Here is a 16,011-nt window from a genome sequence, read left to right on the forward strand (position 1 = left end):
AAATTTATTTTTTATATTATAAATAACTTAACACACGGAAATTGAATTATTATTTATATCCCCTATCGGCAATACTTCTTCCATGGTACAATTTTGTAAATCCGAATATGCTAAGGGATATTGATTTATCAACACTAAACTGCCATATTCATGTTCATCAAATAATACAACATCTTTCCCTGTAGATTTTACAGCTTTAAACTGAGCATTGTCCTTATCATTTCTTAATATCGGTTGAGTTCCATTCCAACCCTCTACTGCATAAACAAGCTTATCTAAATCAGCAAAATTATGAAGCTTATGTTGATTGATTTGCTCCATTATACTTGTAATACCTAAATAATCAGCACTTGTTTGAACTATAGAGCCGATTGTATTATACAAATATTCGCCCCATCCCAAAAATCCTGAAGCCTTCGGTGTTTTTTGCTCTTCTACTATATTATTTTTTACTTGCGGAAGAACTAAATTTACTTCTCCCAAGTGATTATTAGTAGTATTGATAAAATTAGGTTTTGCATTATATATTACGGAATGCTTAGCTAATTCTTCTATTGAAGCCTTAACTTCACCCGTAAATAGCTTGTCTTGAATAGCATATTTTACTACTTCACTTGAACCCGGACTATCAAAAGTTGTCGATTTATCAAACTTAAAATTACGCGAATATAACTCCACCGCAGTTAAATCTGATACAATCGCCCCTAGAGAATGCCCGCTAGTGCTAAAAGTATAATTTTGTACTGCTTCTTCGCTATTTTCTTCTTTGGCGATTTTTACAATTATTTCATCAATAAATTCTTTAACCGAGGCTAGTTTATTAGGAGTATAATGAAAAGTAATTAATACATCATCCCATAAATCATACTTATCAGCTTTTGTTCCTGCACTAGCAATATGAATTTCTTTAGTCTGCTTATTAATAAACGCTACGGCTTTATAACCATACTGCGAAGTATTCAACTCCCTTGATGCGGCAAGTATTTCAAAACCGCTACCGACTAACTCTTTACCGTCTATTTCTAAAGCCTTTGCTAAATATTTCTCTGAATCGGCACTATTATAGGCAAGATTTATTGCTGAGTGAGCAAGTTTACTAGAACTTATAGATTTATTAGGAATCTCCGTTAAAGAAACTAGTTCTATATCCTCTAAATTTATGTCTGTAGCAGTATCTAAACTTATTAGGTTTCCACTCATAAAAATATACCCTAAATTAATTTAGGCAAAATATACTAACATTTCATCTAAAAGTCAAGCATTATTTAATTTTTATTAATTAATTATAAAAAACAAAGTAAATTAGTGTTTATAAGTTACCTTACTTCTCCACCCACCGATCTTTTTCATTTTTATGATATTTTTTTTCGACTGCTGCCCAAGCTACTTTATGCGCTACTGTTTCTCTTGAATCATTACCGCGTCTTTTTTCAGGTGATTTATATTCTTCAAAAGCATGGTTAAAAGCTTCTCGATAAATATCTTGAGCATGGGCAGGAAGATGATTTTTAACTGTTTCAGGTAGGCTATCGTTATTTTTGTACGGCATAAATTCCTCTCAATTTAATATATAGGTTCTGTGAACAAAATTAAAATTAATCTATCTAATAATATAATATTTAAGCTTTAAATTCCATACGAAAATTTCACGACCATAAATTTTTCATTTTATTAAAAAAATTACTATCATTATCTTTATCGTTTCCCGATTCTTTTTTAAATTCTTCTAATAATTCTTTTTGTCTTTTGGTTAAATTTTTAGGTATCTCAATATGAATATGGGCAATCATATCGCCCCTAATAGTTGCTCTAATCTTAGACATTCCTTTGCCTCGAAGTCTTAGCTGATCACCGCTTTGCGTACCGGCAGGAATTTTTAAATTTACTTTTCCGCCTTCAATTACCGGCACTTCTATATCATCGCCAAGAGCAGCTTTTACAAAACTAATCGGTAGCTTACAATGTAAATTTACTCCCTCTATTTTATAAAGGTCATGAGGTTTTATGGCAATATCAACATATAAATCCCCGTTACTTCCTCCTCGAATTCCTGCTTCCCCCTCACCGGTATGCCTTATCCTCGTCCCGTTTTCCACGCCCGCAGGAATATTTACCGTTAAGTTCCTATGTTTAGCATAGCGCCCGTTACCACGACATTTTTTACATGGGTTTTTTATAATTTGTCCGCTACCCTGACAATGATTACAGGCCTGCTCTAAGGTAAAAAATCCTTGTTGCATCCTTGTTACTCCATGACCGCCGCAAACACTGCAACTAGTCATTCCTTCATTAGTTTCAGAACCGGTACCGTGGCATGAATCACATTTTACTTCACTAGAAAAACTAACATTTTTATCGACACCGTGAAAAGCTTCTTCTAAACTAATTGTTAAATTATATTTTAAATCCGATCCCCTAATTTTGCTTGAAGTAGAACGCGATCTTTTATTTCCGCCCATGAAATCACTAAAAAAATCTCCGAATATGTCATTAATATCGGCATGAAATCCGCCGGCTTGACCTTGCCCATGATTTTGTGAACCGCCACCGCCTCTATTTTGAAAAGCATCATGCCCGAAACGATCATAAGCCGCTCTTTTTTGCTCATCTTTTAGAACATCATAAGCGGCGCTTATTTCTTTAAATTTTTTCTCGGCGTTTTTATCCTCGACCTTATTATTATCGGGATGATATTGCTTAGCTAGTGTATGGTAAGCTTTTTTTAGCTCTGCTTGAGTCGCGGACTTACTAACGCCAAGTATTTGATAGTAATCAGTTTGTGACATGATTTAAGAATAATTAATTGTATGTTTTTTTAATATCATTGATGCCATTCCCGTGAAGGCGGGGCATTGTTGCATGGCTCAATAAAGCAACAGTATGTCATTCTAGCTAAAGGCGGGAATCCAGAAAATTATAGTCATCCTGAATTTATTTCAGGATCAAATACAAAAAGATGCGCAAAACTTGTTCAGCATGACAAAGAAAAGTCTGGATTGCCGCGTCGATGTTAAAGCATCTCCTCGCAATGACGTTTGAGGCATCCACGTAACAAACTTACTTCTTCTCTATATCTTCAAAATTAGCGTCTACTACTTTTTCGTCATTGGTAGTTTCAGGCTCGGCAGTATTAGTATTTTCCGCTTGAGATTTATACATTGCTTCACCGACTTTCATACTACTAGCCGTTAATGCTTCCGTTTTTTCTTTAATCTGAGCTACATCTTCCGACTCTAAAACAGCTTTTAAACCTGTAATAGCTTCCTCTATTCCGGCTTTATCTTCAGCAGATACCTTATCACCGTAATCTTTAAGAGTCTTCTCGGTAGAATAAATTAGACTATCGGCGTTATTTTTAGCTTCAATTAACTCTTTTCGCTTTTTATCTTCTTCGGCATTTTTTTCGGCATCTTTAACCATCTGCTCAATCTCCGCTTCACTAAGTCCGCCCGATGCTTGGATAGTTACTTTTTGCTCCTTACCGCTAGCTTTATCTTTAGCGGAAACATGCACTATACCGTTAACGTCAATATCAAAAGTCACTTCTATTTGCGGCATGCCGCGCGGCGCAGGAGGTATACCTTCAAGATTAAATTGCCCAAGCAATTTATTACTGGCCGCCATTTCTCGCTCACCTTGGAACACCCGAATAGTTACCGCATGCTGATTATCGTCGGCGGTAGAGAATACTTGGCTCTTTTTGGTCGGAATTGTAGTATTACGATCGATTAACCTGGTAAATACGCCTCCAAGTGTTTCAATTCCAAGCGATAAAGGCGTAACGTCTAATAATAATATATCCGTTACTTCTTTATTTAATACTCCCCCTTGAATAGCAGCACCGAGTGCCACTACTTCATCAGGATTAACTCCCTTATGCGGTTCACGACCAAAAAACTCTTTAACTTTCTCGATCACTTTCGGCATTCTAGTCATACCGCCAACCAATACGACTTCCTGAATATCAGAGGCTTTTAAGCCGGCATCCTTTAACGCCTTACGGCAAGGCTCGATAGTATTATCAATTAAATCGGCTACTAACGCTTCTAATTTTGCTCTAGTAAATTTAATATTTAAATGTTTCGGACCGGTATTATCTGCCGTAATATAAGGCAAGTTAATATCGGTAGTTAAAGCGGTAGATAATTCTTTTTTAGCTTTTTCGGCAGCTTCTTTTAAACGTTGCAATGCGAGTGGATCGTTGCGTAAATCGACGCTACTTTCTTTTTTGAATTCATCTATTAAATAATTTAATATTCTAGTATCAAAATCTTCACCGCCAAGGAAAGTATCACCGTTAGTCGACTTAACTTCAAATACGCCGTCGCCTATCTCAAGTATTGATATATCAAATGTTCCTCCGCCAAGATCATAAACCGCAATGGTTTTACTAGCTGATTTATCGAAGCCGTAAGCAAGGGCCGCAGCCGTCGGCTCGTTAATTATCCGCAAAACTTCAAGACCGGCAATTTTACCGGCATCCTTTGTTGCCTGACGCTGCGCATCGTTGAAATAAGCAGGTACGGTAATTACCGCTTGCGTTACCTTCTCGCCTAGATAATTTTCGGCGGTTTCTTTCATTTTTTGCAAAATATAAGCACTAATCTGACTCGGCGAATATTTTTGTCCGTCTACTTCAACCCATGCATCGTTATTATCGGCTTTTACTATTTTATAAGGAACAATATCTTGATCCTTTTTAACCATCGGATCGGTAAAATTTCTTCCTATTAATCTTTTTACCGCAAAAACGGTATTTCTTGGATTAGTTACCGCTTGCCTTTTTGCCGACTGACCGACTAATTTTTCGCCGTTAGCAAAAGCTATGATAGACGGCGTAGTCCTCTCACCTTCTGAATTTTCTATTACTTTGGGTTCCTTACCCTCCATTACGGCAACACAAGAGTTTGTGGTTCCCAAATCAATACCTATTACTTTTCCCATAATTATCCTCTTTAAAATTTTATTCTTGCAGTATTTTCTTATTTGTGTTTATTATACATCTTTTATTATTGACCTTTTTGATATAATGCTAGGGTGATAATTTTACAAGAGGAATAAATGAAAAAAGTCTCAATTTTAATAAAAATTTTATTTATCATTAGCTTATTTTTCGTAAATATTGTTAATGCGTCCGGCACTTCTAGCACTCTAGAACATACAAAAAAAGCCATAGTGACTATTGACAGTAGAATCGCCGTATCCGCCTATAAGGATATAGGTAGCTGGACCGGTACCGGTTTTGTAACCGATAAAGAAAACGGTTTTATCGTTACTAACGCGCATGTGATCGGTAGGGCTTCTATCGGCACTTATTTTGTTACCTTTCATAGCGGTCAGCAAGCCGAGGCAAAACTTATTTATTACGATAGCTGGCAGGATTATGCTATTTTAAAAGTAGCAAAATCAGACTTACCGGAATCGGTTGAACAAATAGTTTTTTCGGGGGAAGTACCTAAATTAAATCAAAGCGTTTTTGTGGTAGGTAATACCGAAGCGCAAGGTTTTTCCTTTCATAGCGGCTATTTATCCGATTTATATAGTATTGACGGCGAGATGCCGCAAGGCTCTTATATAATTAATCTTAATATTACCGGAGGTGCTAGCGGCTCTCCGGTGTTAAATGAAAAAAATGAAGCTATCGGCATAATATACGGCGGCGGACAAACTTACGCATTCGCTCTGCACTCGGATTATGTGCAACGTAGTTTAGAGAGCCTTAAAAATAATAAAGTTCCAAATAGGAACCATATCGGTATTATTACCGAATTATATTCTTTAAATAAAGCGGTAAGGCATCGTAATTTTCCGCAAGCGGAAATGGATGCATATTTAAAAAAATTCCCCGACGCACGAAATAGAGTAGTGATTGTAAAAACTATTATACCGGCCTCTCCTGCTGAAAAGCTTCTTAAACCGGGTGATATTATTTGGGAAATTAACAATATAGAACTCGGCGGCAATCTTACCGTATTCGATAAAGAAATGGATAATAGTAAAAACACTAATATTAAACTGACAATTTACCGAGAAGGGAAAAAAATAGAACAAACTATAGATTTATATAATATCAATAATAACAAAATAGAGCAGCTTGTTAATTTCGGCGGTGCAATCTTTTTTGAAGCCGATGATTATTGTAGCAGCAAATCAGGTGTACCTCTTAAAGCATTGACGATAGCAACTGTTCAATCGGGCAGCAGCTTTAGTGCTATACCTGCTTATTTTACCCAAGATTATAAAAATTTATATAGAACTCATATCTATGAGATAGAGAATCATAAATTAGATAATATTAAGGATTTAATAAAATATATGCCTGATATTACTAAAGAAAAATTTATAACTATTCGATTTAGAAATTATCAACCTTATTATTCTTCTTTCGGTCATAGTTTTATTTCTTCACATGATGATATGATAGCCGATATAGTCCTCGATTCTATCGATACCAAACCGTATATATTAAAGTATAATAGCATCTCTAACGAATGGAGTACGGAGGATATAGAGTTAAGGGATTAAAATTTATTCTATGTCATTCCTGTGAGGCATTGTTGCGTGGATTGAAATTAATAAACTCGTCATGGCGAAGCCACGAAGTGGCTGTGGCCATCCAGGCTATCCCGAATGCAATGAGGGATTTAATTAGAATACTAAACAAGTTTAGTATAAAATATGTTTTACTGGATGGCCACGGCACCAAGAGGTGCCTCGCCATGACGATTCCAGAAGCCATGCAACAACACCTTCCCGTGAAAACGGGAGTCTAGACTTTTTTCCCTTGTCATGCTGAATTATTTTTTACTAATTTATTTTTCTTTTAAATAATTTATAAACTTCTGCATCATTTCTTTTTCCTATTATAAAAATATAAAATATTTCTTTATTTTTTTGATAAATTATCCGAAATTCTCCTACATCTACTCGATGATACTGTTCTTCAGAGCCTTTTAACAGTTTGCTATCGTGCGGATGAGCTATTACCTCGCTTAGTTCTTTAATCTTAATTGCTATTTGTCTTGATTGTTTCGGGTTTAGTTTTTCTATAAATTTTTGTGAATCTTTTGATATTATTAGAGTCATAATTTACTGCTCTAACATTTTAGTTAAAAAATTTGCACTTTCTTTTTCTGAAAGAAAACCTTTTTTGCTAGCATTTTTTGCTTGCGTTATCCAATACATATCTTCAAGTTGATTAAATTTTTCATATTCTTCATGAGAGATAAGAACTGCAGCAGGTTTACCATACTTATTTATAATTACCGGTCCTTTCATTGCATCATTCATTAATTCTCCAAAATTATTTTGTGCTATTTTACTACTAATATTTTTTTCCATATTATTTACCTAATGATTTATAGTTATGATCACTATAACATATATAATAGTTATTATCAATATAATAGCTATTACTGCTATCTTAATTTATTTCACTAAGAAATAACAAACAAACCCACGAAGATAACAAAAAGCAATCCTTGAAAGCAAAATAATATATCACTATAATAGACTTAAATTAATATAGGCAGCGCAATCGTGACTAATAATAAAGATTATCCTAATTTAATACCGGTAAATATCGAAGACGAGATGAAATCGTCTTATCTTGATTATGCAATGAGCGTTATAGTAAGCAGGGCAATACCGGATGTGCGGGACGGACTGAAACCCGTACACCGCCGTATAATTTACTCAATGTACGAAGCCGGTAATCACGCCGGCAAACCTTATCGCAAATCGGCAAGAATAGTCGGTGACACAATGGGTAAATATCATCCACACGGCGATAGTGCTATTTATGATTCATTAGTTCGTATGGCGCAGGATTTTTCGTTGCGTCTACCGCTCGTTGACGGTCAAGGTAATTTCGGTTCAATAGACGGCGACGCCGCGGCGGCAATGAGATATACCGAATCGCGCCTTGCCAAGGTTGCCCATAAATTAATAGAAGATATCGACAAAGAAACTGTAGGCTTCGTTCCCAATTATGACGGTTCCGAAGAAGAGCCGTTAGTCTTACCTTCAATATTCCCTAATTTACTAGTTAACGGTAGCGGTGGTATTGCTGTCGGTATGGCGACCAATATCCCTCCCCATAATCTCGGTGAAGTTATTGATGCTTGTTGTTTATATGTCGATAATAACGATATAGATATTTTGGACCTTCTAGAAGTAGTAAAAGGTCCTGATTTCCCGACCGGCTCAATGATTTTAGGCACGCACGGTATCAAATCGGCATATTTAACAGGGCGTGGAAGTATCATAACAAGAGGACGGGCGCGAATTGATGATCTTTCAAATAATAGACAAGCTATTATTATTACCGAAATTCCTTATATGGTCAATAAAGCCAAATTGGTAGAGAAAATTGCCGAAATGGTTAAGGAAAAGCGTATTGAAGGTATTAGTGATTTACGTGATGAATCAAATAAAAACGGTATAAAAATATATATCGAGCTAAAAAAAGACGTGGTAGCGGAAATAGTATTAAATCAAATATATGCCTGTACTCAACTCCAAACAAGCTTTGGCGTGATTATGCTTGCCCTGAAAGACGGGTTACCGAAAGTTATGAATTTAAAAGAGGTGATCAGCGCTTTTGTTCATTTTCGGGAAGTAGTAATTACTAATCGCACGATATATTTACTTAATAAAGCCAGAGATAGAGCGCATATATTACTCGGACTCACTATCGCAGTTAGTAATATCGACGAAATTATCCGTATAATTAAATCGGCCCGTGATCCAAATAGTGCGAAACAAGAATTAATGGCAAGAAATTGGGACGCTCAAAGTATTTTACCGCTCGTGAAGCTAGTTGACGATAAAGCTATGATAGATGACCAAGGAAGATGTTATTTTACCGAAGCTCAAACTAAGGCTATCTTAGAAATGAGATTGCAACGTTTAACAGCTATGGAAAAAAATAAGTTAGAAGAAGATCTTAAAAATCTTGCTACCGAAGTTAGTGAATATCTTAATATCCTTGAATCACGGGATAGACTTTTAGAAATTTTAAAAGATGAATTAATTAAGGTTAAAGAAGAATTTGCTACCCCTCGCCTCACCTCGATTGAATTCGGTGATTTCGATCAGGATATGGAAGATTTAATTCAGCGTGAAGAAATGGTAGTAACCGTAACGCTTGGTGGTTATATAAAACGTGTTCCTCTAACGAGCTATCGAGCGCAAAAACGCGGCGGCAAAGGTAGGTCGGGTCTATCAATGAGGGATGAAGATATTACCACTCAAATATTTGTCGGTAGTACTCATACGCCGATGCTGTTCTTTTCCAATATCGGGCAAGTTTATAGCTTAAAGCTTTATAAATTACCGCTAAGCAATCCGCAAGGGAAAGGTAGACCGATTGTTAATATTTTACCTTTAAAAGATAAAGAATATATTACTAATATTATGCCGCTGCCGGAAAATCAAGATGAGTGGGATAATTTAAATATTATGTTTGCAACTTCTTTAGGGAATATTAGAAGAAGTGATTTAGTGGATTTCAAACGTATCCAAGCAAACGGCAAAATCGCCATCAGGCTTGACGATAATGACAAATTAGTGGACGTAAAAGTTTGCAAAGAAGAAGAACATATTTTACTTGCCACAAAAGCCGGTAAAGCTTTAAGATTTCCGGTTGAATCACTCCGAATTATCAAAAGCCGTACCTCTGACGGCGTCCGAGGAATGAGACTAGCAAAAGATGACTCGGTAATTTCTATGACCGTGCTTAAAGGCGTTTCTTGTACTATGGAAGAGCGCGAAGCTTATTTATCAATCCCGACGGAGCGAAGGCTCGCAATTGCTAAGGGAGAAGCATTTTCACCGGAAGAACTCGGCTCAACGCTCAGCTCAGAGATGATTTTACAAATGGCAATTTCAGAAGAATTTATTATGACCGTTAGCGAAAACGGTTTCGGTAAAAGAAGCTCGGCTTACGGCTATAGAATTACTAATCGCGGCGGCAGCGGCATTGTCAATATGGATATATCCGACAAAACCGGTCTTGTGGTCGGTGTAATGCCCGTTGCTATGGATGATGAATTAATGTTAATTACTAATAGCGGTAAGTTAATTCGTTGTAAACTCGAATCGGTGCGTATAACAGGGCGTAATACCGGCGGGGTAATTTTGTTTAAAACCGAAGAAAATGAAAAAGTCGTATCCGTATCATTAATTGCCGAAAATTCTGATGACGAAGAGGAAAGTGAAATTGAAGAGGAAGCTAAAGAAATATAATAGTATTTTATAAATGTTCCGGCAAAAAACCGCCTATTTGTGCAGCTCACAAGGTTTTATACAGTCCATTATTCATTAAAAGTGCATTATGCGTACCGTCTTCGATAATTTTCCCTTTATCAAAAACCAAAATGCGACTCATATGCAAAAGAGTCGATAAACGATGGCGTTGTTGCATGACTCAAATTTTCGATGTTATTCCCGTAAAAACGGGAATCCAGCCTTACTTATGTCATGCTGAACTTGTTTCAGCATCTAATTACCCAAATATCCTGAAATAAATTCAGGATGACTTAAAAGTATTTTTTCTAGATTCCCGTTTTCAAGCGTTGTTGCATGGCTCGAAAATTAATAAAAATCCGTCATGGCGAAGCCACGAAGTGGCTGTGGCCATCTAGGCTATCCCGAATATAATTAGGGATTTAATTAGAATACTAAACAAGTTTAGTATAAAAATATGTTTATACTTAGATGGCCACGGCGCCAAGAGGCGCCTCGCCATGACGATTCCGGTAGCCATGCAACAACGCCCGCAGGCGGGAATCCAGAAAATGTTTAAGCAAATTGTGTGGTAAATTTTTGTGTAGTTTTGTTTATTTTGGGTATTTTTTCTGGATTCCCGCCTGCGCGGGAATGACATACGGCACTTTTTTAGAGCCACGCAACAAAGCCGCGACCAAAGGGAGTGCGGCAATCCAGAAAATAATAAGTTTCATAGCATTTTTTGCTATTTTTTCCTAGATTGCCACGTCGATGCTACACATCTCCTCGCAATGACGGGGTAAGATCGAGCCATGCAACAAGGCTCACCGTAGCTAGAAATAACATTATGGATGCTTGCAAAAAATGCAAGCCTTTAAGAAAACAACTTACCCATACCTTGGCGCATGAGGCTTTTAGGATTCATATTACTTGCTTTTTTCATCATATCGCTTATTTGCTTGAACTGCTTTAATAGTATATTGACTTTTTGAACAGTCGTACCTGCTCCTTGCGCGATACGTTTCCGACGTGAAGCATTAAGTATATCGGGGGTTTTTCTTTCTTTCGGGGTCATAGATAAGATAATAGCCACTTGCTGCTCAATTAACTTACCGCTTAATTTAGATTGATCAATTTGATCCATAATTTTACCGGCACCCGGTAGCATATTAACGATACCGCTAAAACCGCCGAGTTTTTTAATACTTCGCATTTGCTGGAGATAATCATTTAAATCAAATTTACCCTTTTTCATCCTAGCAGCTATTTTTTCTGCCTCTTCCCTATCTACTATATTTGCTGCTTTTTCGACAAAAGAGAGTATATCCCCCATATCTAATATTCTTGAGGCTATGCGTTCAGCATCAAATTCTTCTAAATCGGTTAATTTCTCGCCGCTACTTAAGAATTTTATCGGCTTTTTGGTAATATATTTTACGCTTAAGGCAGCTCCACCTTTAGAATCGCCGTCAATTCTTGATAAAATTAGCCCCGAAATTTCTAATTTTTGATTAAAACTACTAGCCGTTACTACTGCATCTTGTCCCGTCATACTATCAATTACTAATAATGTTTCTGCCGGCTTTACTAGCTCTTTTATAGCCAAAGCCTCTTCCATCATTTCGTTATCAATCTGTAACCTACCGGCCGTGTCGTATATTACAACGTCATAAGCTGATATTTTTGATTCCACAAGCGCCCGTTTGACAATATCAAGCGGCTTCTCGGTTGATATAATAGGGAGCGAATCAACTTCTATCGATTTTGCAAGTATTGCTAATTGTTCCTGCGCAGCCGGACGATAAATATCAAGCGATACTAGCAGAACTTTTTTATTTTGATTTTTAAGCCGTAAGGCGAGTTTTGCGCTAGCGGTAGTTTTACCGCTTCCTTGTAAGCCCACCGCTAAGATATTTACCGGCGGTTTTGAATTTAATTGTAACTTTGCTTCATTTGAGTCCGATGCAAGAAGATTTATCATTTCTTCATGAATGATTTTAATTATCATCTGCCCCGGTGAGACGGATTTGATAACCTCCTGCCCTAAAGCTTTCTGTTTTACTTCCGCTATAAAATCTTTAACTACCGGTAATGCTACATCAGATTCAAGAAGAGCAACTCTTATATCTCTCATAGCATCGTCTATTTGAGTTTCCGATAAAGTACCGGAACTTCTAATATGATCAAAAATTTTTGTTAAATTTTGTGTTAATGTTTTAAACATATAATTAAAATTATTCTGTGAGATTATTAAGGCAACCCACACCTAAAGTGAAAGTCAATCGTGTATAATTAGTATAATATATTTAGGGTCTAATATATTCACACCCCTATTATTTAGCAACAATATATAATATTTTATTTTTAAGTATTTTTAGTTATACAATCTTTTTGATACAGAATACAACTAGTAATTATGTTATTATTTTAGAAAATAACTTAATTTTCTTGATTATTTTTATTATTTTGCTAATATGCAAACCGTTAATGATGTTTAAACTCCATTATTGCAAAATAATCTATTAAATTTCAACCACAATAACAAAAAGCTATTGTTTTTAGGATTAAGTTCAATATTTATTACTTCTTTCTAATTAATTTAATAGATTATTTAATAATATTACAAATGGAGTTAAAAATGACCGATAAAAATAAAGTTGATACAAGTTATTATGATGCAATAATAGAGTCAAAGAATTTAAGTAGAATGAATGAAGTAGTAAAATATTGTGATGAAAAATTAAAACTTAATCCTTATGATATCGTTGCATTATATCGCAAATCCGAAGCATTAGAAGCTTTTGGAAAAATAGAAGACGCAATAGAGATATTAAAAAAAGCTCTTATTGCCGTTGCTAAATTAAGTAAAGAAAATGAAAAAGGATATAATAATTAAAAATTCTACGTTTTTGCTTTTTAAAATTTTTATATGAGTTGATACTATGCGTGCTTATGAGGTTGTTAGCTTAAAACAATACTTGATAAATTGTTAATAATTTAGTATGTAGTTAGCAGTCATTGAAGAAAATAAGTAAAATGAGAACGCTATGTTAGATTATGATATTAAATTGATCGGACCTAAAGTTGAAGAAATATACCCTTCGATGAAAGCTGGATTAGAAAAATTTTCTGATAATGAAGGAAAAATTAATTATGTGCGAGGTAGATTATTTGAATGCATACAGAATGATGATATTATTACTGCTTTAGCAATAGTTGATTGTTTTATCGGGATTACCGGAAATTCAGGTAAAGATTTGAGCCTGCAAAAAAATGACTCTGATTTAATATCTATAGAAAAAATGGCTTATGATACGGAACACGGCGATTTTGCTTTTAGTTTTATTGGACAATGTAAAGCTTTACATTATTTTGATGAATAATAACTAACCTTATAATATTAATAAAAGAATGAAAAAAAGATATTTATATATAGATAGCTCAGACGAAGAAAGAGAGAAGAATGTAATAAAAAATGTTACAAAAATAAATTATAATAGTTATTTATCAAAGAATATATTGAATATAAAAAACATAAATAGTGGGGACGAATTTAAAGCAAAGTTAGGATTAATATTGCATAATTTAGCCGATAGATTATTTAGAAGTCCAGCGATTAATAGTATTTATCAAAAAATTAAAGAGCAAAAATTAAGTTTAAATGAAAATACTTATAAGAAAATATTAACCGATATAAAAACTGCTTTTAATAAAAAGCTAACTCAATTATTTATTGACGATAATAAAGAAAATAAGCCGGCTGATAAAGATTATATTCAATTATTTAATTTTGTATTTAATAAAAAAACTCCTCTTCCGGAAATATTTACTTTAAAAAACAATGTCAAAATAGTTGATGTAAGGAAAATATTACTTAAAGAACTGAAAATTGCTAAAATTAATTTAAAGCCGCTATATAAAAATCCACTAAATATTGATTTAGAATCCGGAAGTTCCAATGAAATCCTCTCGTGTTCTAAAATAGCTAATAGAAATAATAAAAACAAAATAAAATATTTAACTGTAGTAGAAACGGATAATCATAGTTCTTCTAGTATTTATAACATCAGTAATTCCCAATTAGATTCTTTTACCGATAGTCATGTAATACATTATAATACCGGCAATGTTCAAACTGAAATATTTGGTTTCGGTAAGTATAAAGAAATATTACAAAAAATACCTCAAAATGCTTTACATAAGAGTGCTATGGTAAAGCATATTTTTAATATAATCCAAAATAAAGAAATTAATATTGAAGAGCTAGAAATAACTCAAGGCTTAAATAATTTTGCCGAACAATTAGCTCATTTGCTATTTATTGTTGAAATGCAAAGAAATAACGCCACATTATTTACCGCGCCGATGTTCCTTGAACTTATTGCTCAAGATGAAAAATATTTAAAATATGAGAAGTTTTTTCCCATGTCGGCAAAAACTGCCGTTGCTCAAGCAAGGGGAGTAGCTAAAGATAATGGTGAGAAATTACCTAATACTCATAACATGGATTATGATACGACTAACGTAAAAAAAAGCGATCTATTACTTAAAAGAGAAGGAGATATTTTCGTTGAATGGCTAAGTGAGGTGATCGGTAACAATAAATTAAATTGTATAGCTCAAATATATAATGGAATTGATTTAATACAATCTATTAATAGTAAAGAAATAGATAAAGTAAGTATTAAAAATTTACAAAATTTTTTAGAAGATATAAATAAGATAGAAAATTGCCCTCATAATTTATTAACTGACTTAGAGGAAAATCTAAATATATTAGTACTGAAATTTGGCAAAAGACCGGAGCAATATTTAAAGCTTTTTAAGAAAGATCTTATTGAGTGTATAAACTCTAAAGAAGATATTAAAGACCTAATAGAAGTAACATATTGTATATTTCAAGAAACGTTACCTAAACTTGAAAGCTTTTTACTACAAACACAAATAAAATTAGCCGCCGATATTGAGAAGGTTTTACCGGAAATTCTTGCTGTGTTATGCGAGAAAATAAAAGAATGGTATAATATTGAAGTGCCTGAATATATTACCGCTAACCCGCTTCCTAAAGATGTTACGGATAATAAAGCTCTTAAAGATATTATTACTAGTATCTATAATAATAATACTAAATCTTTAAAAATTTCATTTCTTAATCCTAACTTTAATAAAAAAAGAGAGAGAAATGAAAACACTGAAAATGATAGTAATAAAAAAATACTAACTGAAAAAAGCATAGATAATTTTTTTAATATAATGGAGGAACTACCGGTAATAGGTGAAGATTCAAGTTATAGTCTTTAATTTTTTACTTCAATTTTTCTAAAATCAGTGATGATTGTATAATCTTTTTCCGGTCCTAGAATTTGATAATTTAATATAAAGGAGTCTGATTCAAGAAAAGTATAAGTAGCTTCATATCCATCTTGATTACATACATGAATACCAGTCGCCTGTAATAAAGGTGAATGAGCAGTAAAGTTTAGTTGATAAAATAAATTATTATTTTCTTTGGAAATAAAATATTTTGTAATTTTATTATCTTCAAATATATATTGATATTCTTTAACGGCGGCTATTTTATAGTCTATAGTATGATAATTAATTTCTAACTCTTCCTTATATAATAAACTATCAGTGTCATTTTTTAAAAAATATGCCACTCCTTCACCAATGCCGTATTTACCGATAATCCTTTTAATAAAGTATTTTCCCGGAAGTTGTGAAAATATTTTTTTTGTTATTTCACTTTCTAACATTAGTTTAATTATTTTTCAAAAATTG

16 protein-coding genes and 1 pseudogene are annotated in these 16,011 nt (G+C 34.0%); 7 read left to right on the plus strand and 10 right to left on the minus strand.

What is annotated here, in order from left to right; all coding sequences use genetic code 11:
* Nucleotides 1-27: 27 nt before the first annotated feature.
* From AAGD64_RS06160 to dnaJ, 3 genes are all read right to left on the minus strand, one after another.
* Nucleotides 28-1,200: a hypothetical protein gene (locus AAGD64_RS06160; protein WP_341792763.1), complete on the minus strand. Its 1,173-nt coding sequence runs from the start codon at nucleotides 1,198-1,200 to the stop codon at nucleotides 28-30.
* Nucleotides 1,201-1,321: 121 nt separating this feature from the next.
* Entirely contained in the window at nucleotides 1,322-1,549 is a 228-nt protein-coding gene (locus AAGD64_RS06165; RefSeq protein WP_341792764.1) for a ChaB family protein, read from the minus strand.
* A 97-nt stretch (nucleotides 1,550-1,646) separates the two neighbouring features.
* Nucleotides 1,647-2,786: a molecular chaperone DnaJ gene (dnaJ, locus tag AAGD64_RS06170; protein ID WP_341792765.1), complete on the minus strand. Its 1,140-nt coding sequence runs from the start codon at nucleotides 2,784-2,786 to the stop codon at nucleotides 1,647-1,649.
* A gap of 69 nt (nucleotides 2,787-2,855) precedes the next feature.
* Here dnaJ and AAGD64_RS06175 point away from each other — a divergent pair, with 69 nt between their 5' ends.
* Nucleotides 2,856-3,014 (plus strand): hypothetical protein, encoded by a 159-nt coding sequence (locus AAGD64_RS06175; protein WP_341792766.1) that lies wholly within the window; start codon nucleotides 2,856-2,858, stop codon nucleotides 3,012-3,014.
* 43 nt (nucleotides 3,015-3,057) lie between these two features.
* Here the strand turns inward: AAGD64_RS06175 and dnaK are convergent, their stop codons facing one another.
* Entirely contained in the window at nucleotides 3,058-4,944 is a 1,887-nt protein-coding gene (dnaK, locus tag AAGD64_RS06180) for a molecular chaperone DnaK (protein ID WP_253307540.1), read from the minus strand.
* Between the two features lie 117 nt (nucleotides 4,945-5,061).
* On the opposite strand from dnaK, the gene AAGD64_RS06185 reads away from it, so the two are divergent.
* Together AAGD64_RS06185 and AAGD64_RS06190 are read left to right on the plus strand one after the other, a co-directional pair.
* The gene (locus AAGD64_RS06185; RefSeq protein ID WP_341792767.1) at nucleotides 5,062-6,525 is read left to right on the plus strand and encodes a S1C family serine protease; all 1,464 of its coding nucleotides are present in this window, start codon (nucleotides 5,062-5,064) and stop codon (nucleotides 6,523-6,525) included.
* A gap of 32 nt (nucleotides 6,526-6,557) precedes the next feature.
* Nucleotides 6,558-6,773: a hypothetical protein gene (locus tag AAGD64_RS06190; RefSeq protein WP_341792768.1), complete on the plus strand. Its 216-nt coding sequence runs from the start codon at nucleotides 6,558-6,560 to the stop codon at nucleotides 6,771-6,773.
* Between the two features lie 34 nt (nucleotides 6,774-6,807).
* Here the strand turns inward: AAGD64_RS06190 and AAGD64_RS06195 are convergent, their stop codons facing one another.
* Both AAGD64_RS06195 and AAGD64_RS06200 read right to left on the minus strand, forming a co-directional pair.
* Complete coding sequence (locus AAGD64_RS06195) at nucleotides 6,808-7,086, minus strand: type II toxin-antitoxin system RelE family toxin (RefSeq protein ID WP_253307537.1); 279 nt, start codon at nucleotides 7,084-7,086, stop codon at nucleotides 6,808-6,810.
* A 3-nt stretch (nucleotides 7,087-7,089) separates the two neighbouring features.
* Nucleotides 7,090-7,341: a type II toxin-antitoxin system Phd/YefM family antitoxin gene (locus AAGD64_RS06200; protein ID WP_253307536.1), complete on the minus strand. Its 252-nt coding sequence runs from the start codon at nucleotides 7,339-7,341 to the stop codon at nucleotides 7,090-7,092.
* 252 nt (nucleotides 7,342-7,593) lie between these two features.
* Here AAGD64_RS06200 and gyrA point away from each other — a divergent pair, with 252 nt between their 5' ends.
* Nucleotides 7,594-10,248, plus strand: a complete 2,655-nt coding sequence (gyrA, locus tag AAGD64_RS06205; protein WP_410526093.1) for a DNA topoisomerase (ATP-hydrolyzing) subunit A — start codon at nucleotides 7,594-7,596, stop codon at nucleotides 10,246-10,248.
* A gap of 46 nt (nucleotides 10,249-10,294) precedes the next feature.
* On the opposite strand, the pseudogene AAGD64_RS06210 reads toward gyrA, so the two are convergent.
* From AAGD64_RS06210 to ffh, 3 genes and pseudogenes are all read right to left on the minus strand, one after another.
* Nucleotides 10,295-10,414 (minus strand): annotated as a pseudogene (locus AAGD64_RS06210) (ABC transporter ATP-binding protein); the annotation flags it as partial.
* A 427-nt stretch (nucleotides 10,415-10,841) separates the two neighbouring features.
* Nucleotides 10,842-10,964 carry a hypothetical protein gene (locus AAGD64_RS06215; protein ID WP_301282630.1) on the minus strand — a complete coding sequence of 41 codons (123 nt, stop codon included), beginning with the start codon at nucleotides 10,962-10,964 and terminating at the stop codon, nucleotides 10,842-10,844.
* A gap of 140 nt (nucleotides 10,965-11,104) precedes the next feature.
* Nucleotides 11,105-12,454, minus strand: coding sequence for a signal recognition particle protein (ffh, locus tag AAGD64_RS06220; RefSeq protein ID WP_341792770.1), 1,350 nt, complete (start codon nucleotides 12,452-12,454; stop codon nucleotides 11,105-11,107).
* Nucleotides 12,455-12,868: 414 nt separating this feature from the next.
* Between ffh and AAGD64_RS06225 the strand changes: the two genes are divergently transcribed.
* From AAGD64_RS06225 to AAGD64_RS06235, 3 genes are all read left to right on the plus strand, one after another.
* A complete protein-coding gene (locus AAGD64_RS06225; protein WP_341792771.1) occupies nucleotides 12,869-13,126 on the plus strand; it encodes a hypothetical protein in 258 nt (85 codons plus the stop codon).
* Between the two features lie 151 nt (nucleotides 13,127-13,277).
* Nucleotides 13,278-13,613 (plus strand): hypothetical protein, encoded by a 336-nt coding sequence (locus AAGD64_RS06230; protein WP_253307532.1) that lies wholly within the window; start codon nucleotides 13,278-13,280, stop codon nucleotides 13,611-13,613.
* 28 nt (nucleotides 13,614-13,641) lie between these two features.
* On the plus strand, nucleotides 13,642-15,531 hold the full coding sequence (locus AAGD64_RS06235; RefSeq protein ID WP_341792772.1) for a hypothetical protein: 1,890 nt from the start codon (nucleotides 13,642-13,644) through the stop codon (nucleotides 15,529-15,531).
* Here AAGD64_RS06235 and AAGD64_RS06240 read toward each other — a convergent pair.
* Nucleotides 15,528-15,986, minus strand: coding sequence for a DUF6314 family protein (locus tag AAGD64_RS06240; RefSeq protein WP_341792773.1), 459 nt, complete (start codon nucleotides 15,984-15,986; stop codon nucleotides 15,528-15,530). The two genes, AAGD64_RS06235 and AAGD64_RS06240, sit on opposite strands and share 4 nt — an antisense overlap.
* Nucleotides 15,987-16,011 lie beyond the last annotated feature (25 nt).

The organism is Rickettsia endosymbiont of Ceutorhynchus obstrictus (assembly GCF_964026565.1).
Taxonomy (GTDB): domain Bacteria; phylum Pseudomonadota; class Alphaproteobacteria; order Rickettsiales; family Rickettsiaceae; genus Rickettsia.

Excerpts from the sequence above, each read along its gene's own strand:
- AAGD64_RS06160 (WP_341792763.1), bottom strand. The coding sequence starts at position 1,200 with ATGAGTGGAAACCTAATAAGTTTAGATACTGCTACAGACATAAATTTA.
- AAGD64_RS06165 (WP_341792764.1), bottom strand. The coding sequence starts at position 1,549 with ATGCCGTACAAAAATAACGATAGCCTACCTGAAACAGTTAAAAATCAT.
- dnaJ (WP_341792765.1), bottom strand. The coding sequence starts at position 2,786 with ATGTCACAAACTGATTACTATCAAATACTTGGCGTTAGTAAGTCCGCG.
- dnaK (WP_253307540.1), bottom strand. The coding sequence starts at position 4,944 with ATGGGAAAAGTAATAGGTATTGATTTGGGAACCACAAACTCTTGTGTT.
- AAGD64_RS06185 (WP_341792767.1), top strand. The coding sequence starts at position 5,062 with ATGAAAAAAGTCTCAATTTTAATAAAAATTTTATTTATCATTAGCTTA.
- AAGD64_RS06195 (WP_253307537.1), bottom strand. The coding sequence starts at position 7,086 with ATGACTCTAATAATATCAAAAGATTCACAAAAATTTATAGAAAAACTA.
- AAGD64_RS06200 (WP_253307536.1), bottom strand. The coding sequence starts at position 7,341 with ATGGAAAAAAATATTAGTAGTAAAATAGCACAAAATAATTTTGGAGAA.
- gyrA (WP_410526093.1), top strand. The coding sequence starts at position 7,594 with ATGAAATCGTCTTATCTTGATTATGCAATGAGCGTTATAGTAAGCAGG.
- AAGD64_RS06215 (WP_301282630.1), bottom strand. The coding sequence starts at position 10,964 with ATGAAACTTATTATTTTCTGGATTGCCGCACTCCCTTTGGTCGCGGCT.
- ffh (WP_341792770.1), bottom strand. The coding sequence starts at position 12,454 with ATGTTTAAAACATTAACACAAAATTTAACAAAAATTTTTGATCATATT.
- AAGD64_RS06225 (WP_341792771.1), top strand. The coding sequence starts at position 12,869 with ATGACCGATAAAAATAAAGTTGATACAAGTTATTATGATGCAATAATA.
- AAGD64_RS06230 (WP_253307532.1), top strand. The coding sequence starts at position 13,278 with ATGTTAGATTATGATATTAAATTGATCGGACCTAAAGTTGAAGAAATA.
- AAGD64_RS06235 (WP_341792772.1), top strand. The coding sequence starts at position 13,642 with ATGAAAAAAAGATATTTATATATAGATAGCTCAGACGAAGAAAGAGAG.
- AAGD64_RS06240 (WP_341792773.1), bottom strand. The coding sequence starts at position 15,986 with ATGTTAGAAAGTGAAATAACAAAAAAAATATTTTCACAACTTCCGGGA.